Genomic DNA, 5,039 nt, shown 5'->3' with positions numbered 1-5,039 from the left:
GACGCCGCGGGCGTGCGCCGCGTCGCCGCCGCCAGCGCCGCGAAGATCACCGCGGTCGTGGCGCCCATGTCGAGGCCGGACGACACGACCGCCAGGGTCGACGCGGCCAGCAGCCCGCCCAGGATCGTCAGCACGCCCGCCGTGTCGAACCAGCGGCGCAGCACCCGCTCGGCGGGCGCGGTCGCGTGCGGGGCCGAAGGCATGAGCAGGATCGCCGCGATGTAGAGGAACAGGCCCTGGCCCTGCACGAACGCGAACACGGCGAACGCCACCCGGAACACGACCGGGTCGATGCCCGTGCACCGGCCGAGGCCGCCGCAGACGCCGGTGATGACCCGGTTCTGCTCGTCCCGGGCGAGCCGCGGGTAGCCGCCGCGCGCGGCGGTGGCCCCGGCGGCGGCCCCGCCTGCGGTGTCGTTCGCTTCCTCGACCATGGCACCCATCGTGGCGTGCGGCGCGTCCCGCGCGGTATCGGGGACGTCCCTGAAACCGACCCTGAGGAGGACCGGGGGACGACCCCGATGCGCGGCACCGCGCCCCCGTGTGACGATCGACGACGTGTGGGAACGGTGGAGGCGATGAACGCGGGGGCGGGCGGGCGAGGCGGGGACGGCCATGACCGGAGCCTCGGCCCCCGCGCCGCCGCCCGGCGCGGTCGAGGCGCACCGCGGACGGCCACGACCGCGACGCCCGGCGCGGCTATGACGCGGCGGGGGCGGTCGTGAACGCGGCGCCCGGGACCGCGGGGGTGCCGCCGCTGGTGCGTGCGGCGGACGGGCGGCTGCTGGCCGGGGTGGCGCGCGGGCTCGCCGACCACCTCGGCATCGACGTGCTGTTCGTGCGGATCGCGTTCGTCATCCTGGCGCCCGGGATCCTCGCCTACGTCGCCTTCTGGCTGTTCGTGCCCGCAGCCGAGACGCAGGCGCGCGCGCAGAGCGCGGCGGACGCGACGCCACAGTCCGTCCCTGCGCGGACACCACGTGACTGGGGGCAGCTCCTCGCCTATGGCGCCGTCGCGGTCGGCCTGCTCGCGCTGGTCGCCCTGCCCTGGGGCGTCGCGAGCCCCTTCCAGTGGGCGCTGTGGCCGTTCGTGCTCGGCGGCGCGGGCGTCGCGCTGCTGTGGCAGCAGGCCGACCGGGCGCGGCGGGAACGCTGGGTGCTGCCGCTGCGGCAGCGGTGGCTGCGCTCCCTGCTCGGACTGCTGCTGGTCGTCGGCGGGATCGGCGGGGCCGTCGCGCAGAACGTCGAGGCGAGCCAGATCCGCTCCGTCCTCGTCGCGATGCTGATCATCCTGACCGGCCTCGCGCTGATCGTCACCCCGTGGCTCTTCCGCCTCTGGCAGGACCTCGACGCCGAGCGGCACGAGCGCATCCGCTCGCAGGAACGCGCCGAACTCGCCGCGCACGTCCACGACTCCGTCCTGCACACCCTGACCCTCATCCAGCGCAACGCGAACGATCCCCGCGAGGTGCAGCGCCTCGCCCGCTCCCAGGAACGCACCCTGCGGACCTGGCTGTACCAGCCCCGCGACGACCCCGACCGGACGTTCGCCGCCGCGATCAAGGAGACGTCCGGGGAGGTCGAGGACCTGCACGGCGTCCCGATCGAGGTCGTGTGCGTGGGCGACACCGCGCTGGACGAGCGGCTCGCCGCGGCCGTCCAGGCGGCGCGGGAGGCGATGGTGAACGCCGCCAAGTACGCCGAGGCCCCGTCGATCTCGGTGTTCGCCGAGGTCGAGGGGAAGGAGATCGCGATCTTCGTGCGGGACCGGGGCCGCGGCTTCGACCTCGACGCGATCCCGGCCGACCGGATGGGCGTCCGGGGGTCCATCATCGGACGTATGGAGCGCAACGGCGGCCGGGCGACCGTCCGCACCGCGCCGGGCGAGGGCACCGAGGTGCGTTTGGAGATCGAGAAGTCGTGAGCGAGCCGCGCAAGAAGGTCGTGCTGGTCGACGACCACCAGATGTTCCGGACGGGCGTGAAGGCCGAACTCGGCGACCGCGTCGAGATCGTCGGCGAGGCGGGCGACGTCGACGAGGCCGTCGCGGTGATCCGCGAGACGGCGCCCGACGTGGTGCTGCTCGACGTGCACCTGCCGGGCGGCGGCGGCATCGAGGTGCTGCGCCGCCTGCACGGCAACGTCCCGTCCAGGTTCCTCGCGCTGTCGGTGTCGGACGCCGCCGAGGACGTCATCGGCGTCGTGCGGGGCGGCGCGCGCGGCTACGTCACCAAGACGATCTCCGGTCCGGAGCTCACCGACGCGATCGGCCGCGTCGCCGAGGGCGACGCGGTGTTCTCGCCCCGGCTCGCCGGTTTCGTCCTCGACGCGTTCGCCGCCACCGACGCCCCCGCCGTCGACCCCGAACTCGACCAGATCACCCAGCGGGAACGGGACGTCCTGCGGCTGATCGCCCGCGGCTACGCCTACAAGGAGATCGCCAAGGAGCTGTACATCTCGGTCAAGACGGTCGAGACGCACGTCAGCAGCGTGCTGCGGAAGCTGCAGCTGTCCAACCGGCACGAACTGTCCCGCTGGGCCGCCGCCCGCCGCCTCGTCTGACCGGATCCGGTCGGCCTGCGCTCGCAGAGCTCGCTCCGGCCGCCCGGGGGCCTGGCCCGCCCCCGAGGCGATTTCCTGCCGGCACGTGATCGGTCGTCCGCCGGTCTTGCGGCGGCCCGTGGTTCGGCCGTTCGTCTTCTGGGGCGTGTTCGGTCGGTCGGCCGCTTTTCGAGGAGTCTGGTCAGGCGGTGTTCAGTACCTGGAACGGTTCGGCCAGGCGGCCCTCGGGGAGGCCGCCTGCGGCGGCGGAGGCGGACAGCCAGCCCTGGAGCATCTCCCGCAGGTCCTCCTCGGACGATTGGCCGGTCTGGCTCGCGTGGGCGCGCAGCGCGCTCACTTTCCGCTCGAACCGGTCGGTGATGTCGACGTAGTGGTTCGCGGACGGGCCGCCGGTCAGCCACACCTCGCGCGCCGTCCACGCGTCGAGGCCCTCGGTGAGCAGCTCGGGGAACGCGTAGGGGTTGCGGGCGTCGGGGTAGACGGCGTCGAGCGCGGCGCCGCCCACGGCCCGGTGGTCGGGGTGGCTCGGGTAGATCCGCTCGTAGTTGCGTTCCGGACTCGGCATGACCACCCGGTCGGGACGGACCTGGCGGATCACCCGCGCGATGTCGCGGCGCAGGTCGAGGGTGGCCTCGACGCGGCCGTCGGGGTAGCCGAGGAACCGGACGTCGGTGACGCCCACGATCTTCGCGGCGGCGCGCTGCTCGTCGCGTCGCAGCGCCGCCATCTCCGGCCGGGTCAGGCCGTCGTCGAACCCGCCCGCGTCGCCGTCGGTCACCATCAGGTACACGACCTCGATGCCGGCGTCCGTCCAGCCCGCGACCGACCCGGCGGCGCCGAAGTCGACGTCGTCCGGATGCGCCATCACCGCGAGGATCCGCTGCAGCCCGCTGTCTTCGAGTACGCCCGTCACGATCTCCACCATAAGCGCGGAACCCCGCCCTGGCACGCCCTGCGGCTGATCGCGATTGGGTCTGGGACAGGAGGCGGCGCCGGGGTATGGCTGGGAACATGCGCAAACTCATCAACGCGCCCGGGGACGTGGTTTCCGACGCGCTGCGCGGGCTCGCCGCCGCGCACCCGTCGCTGCGGGTCGACGCCACCGGCTGGACGGTCGTGCGGGCGGACGGCGCCCCGCCGCGGCAAGGTCGCCCTGGTGTCGGGCGGGGGGTCGGGGCACGAGCCGCTGCACGCCGGGTTCGTCGGGCCGGGGATGCTCGACGCCGCCGCGCCGGGGCAGATCTTCACCTCCCCGGTGCCCGACCAGATCATCGCCGCGACGATGGCGGTCGACGGGGGTGCGGGGGTATTGCACATCGTGAAGAACTACACAGGCGATGTACTTAATTTCCGGATGGCCGCCGAGCTGGCGGAGGACGAGGACATTGAGGTCGTCCCCGTCGTGGTCGACGACGACGTCGCCGTCGAGGACAGCACGTTCACGGCGGGACGGCGCGGCACCGGGGCCACGCTGTTCGTCGAGAAGATCGCCGGGGCGCGGGCCGAGGAGGGCGCGGACCTCGCCGCGGTCGCGGCCGTCGCCCGCGAGGTGAACGAGCGCAGCCGCTCGTTCGGCGTCGCGCTGTCGCCGTGCACCGTCCCGGCCGCGGGGCGCCGACGTTCGAGCTGGCGGACGGCGAGATGGAGCTCGGCATCGGCATCCACGGCGAACCCGGGCGGGAACGGGTCAAGGCGGGCACCGCCACCGACATCGTCGGCGCGGCGCTGGCGGCGATCGACGCCGACATGCCGCTCGCGGGCGAGGACCTGCTCGTGCTGGTCAACGGGATGGGCGGCACCCCGCTGATCGAGCAGTACGTCGCGTACGCCGCGGTCGCCGACTGGGTGGCCGGGCATGGCGCGCGGATCGTCCGGTGCCTGGTCGGCGACTACGTGACCAGCCTGGAGATGGCCGGGGTCATGGTGAGCGTGTGCCGGCTGACGCCCGAGCTGACCCGGCTGTGGGACGCGCCCGTCGACACGCCCGCGCTGCGGTGGGGCCGGTGATCGGGCTGACCGGCGCCGCCGCGGACCGCTGGATCCGCGCCGCCGCCGCGCTCGTCGCGGCCGACGCCGAACGGCTGACCGGGCTCGACGCCGCCATCGGCGACGGCGACCACGGCCACAACCTCGACCGGGGGTTCGCCGCCGCCGTCGACGCGCTGCCCGCGGACGCACCGGCGGGCAAGGTGCTGATCGCCGCCGGGCGGGCCCTCGTCGCCAAGACCGGCGGCGCGTCCGGCCCCCTCTACGGGACGATGCTGCGCCGTGCGGGCCGCGTCCTGGACGACCTCGACGACCCGGACGCCGCCGACTTCGGCGCGGCGCTGCGGGCCGGGCTCGACGGCGTCCGCGACCTGGGGCGGGCCGAGGAGGGCGACAAGACGATGGTGGACGCGCTCGCCCCCGCCGTCGTCGCCTACGCGGAGGCGGTCGACGGCGGCGCGCCCCTGCCCGGCGCGGCGCGGGCCGCCGCC

At 74.6% G+C, this 5,039-nt stretch carries 5 protein-coding genes and 1 pseudogene; 4 read left to right on the top strand and 2 right to left on the bottom strand.

Annotation, left to right across the window (positions count from 1 at the left end):
- The coding region (locus BJF79_RS31335) for a PspC domain-containing protein (RefSeq protein ID WP_143220451.1) at positions 1-434 on the bottom strand (434 nt) is incomplete at its 3' end.
- A 287-nt stretch (positions 435-721) separates the two neighbouring features.
- Here BJF79_RS31335 and BJF79_RS31330 point away from each other — a divergent pair.
- Both BJF79_RS31330 and BJF79_RS31325 read left to right on the top strand, forming a co-directional pair.
- A complete protein-coding gene (locus BJF79_RS31330) occupies positions 722-1,924 on the top strand; it encodes an ATP-binding protein (RefSeq protein WP_262402799.1) in 1,203 nt (400 codons plus the stop codon).
- Positions 1,921-2,562, top strand: coding sequence for a response regulator (locus tag BJF79_RS31325; protein ID WP_075902849.1), 642 nt, complete (start codon positions 1,921-1,923; stop codon positions 2,560-2,562). Before BJF79_RS31330 ends, BJF79_RS31325 begins: the two co-directional genes overlap by 4 nt.
- 181 nt (positions 2,563-2,743) lie before the next feature.
- On the opposite strand, the gene BJF79_RS31320 is transcribed toward BJF79_RS31325, so the two are convergent.
- Positions 2,744-3,487, bottom strand: coding sequence for a PIG-L deacetylase family protein (locus tag BJF79_RS31320; protein ID WP_075902847.1), 744 nt, complete (start codon positions 3,485-3,487; stop codon positions 2,744-2,746).
- Between BJF79_RS31320 and dhaK the strand changes: the two are divergent.
- Positions 3,419-4,569 (top strand): annotated as a pseudogene (gene dhaK, locus BJF79_RS67490) (dihydroxyacetone kinase subunit DhaK). The gene BJF79_RS31320 and the pseudogene dhaK overlap by 69 nt on opposite strands.
- On the top strand, positions 4,566-5,039 hold a 474-nt coding region (locus BJF79_RS31310; RefSeq protein ID WP_083734258.1), incomplete at its 3' end, for a DAK2 domain-containing protein. The pseudogene dhaK and the gene BJF79_RS31310, both read left to right, overlap by 4 nt.

The organism is Actinomadura sp. CNU-125 (assembly GCF_001942465.1).
Taxonomy (GTDB): Bacteria; Actinomycetota; Actinomycetes; order Streptosporangiales; family Streptosporangiaceae; genus Spirillospora.
The sequence above is the reverse complement of the archived record's forward strand: the minus strand, read 5'-3'. Positions and strand labels throughout refer to the sequence as shown.

Excerpts from the sequence above, each read along its gene's own strand:
- BJF79_RS31320 (WP_075902847.1), bottom strand. The coding sequence starts at position 3,487 with ATGGTGGAGATCGTGACGGGCGTACTCGAAGACAGCGGGCTGCAGCGG.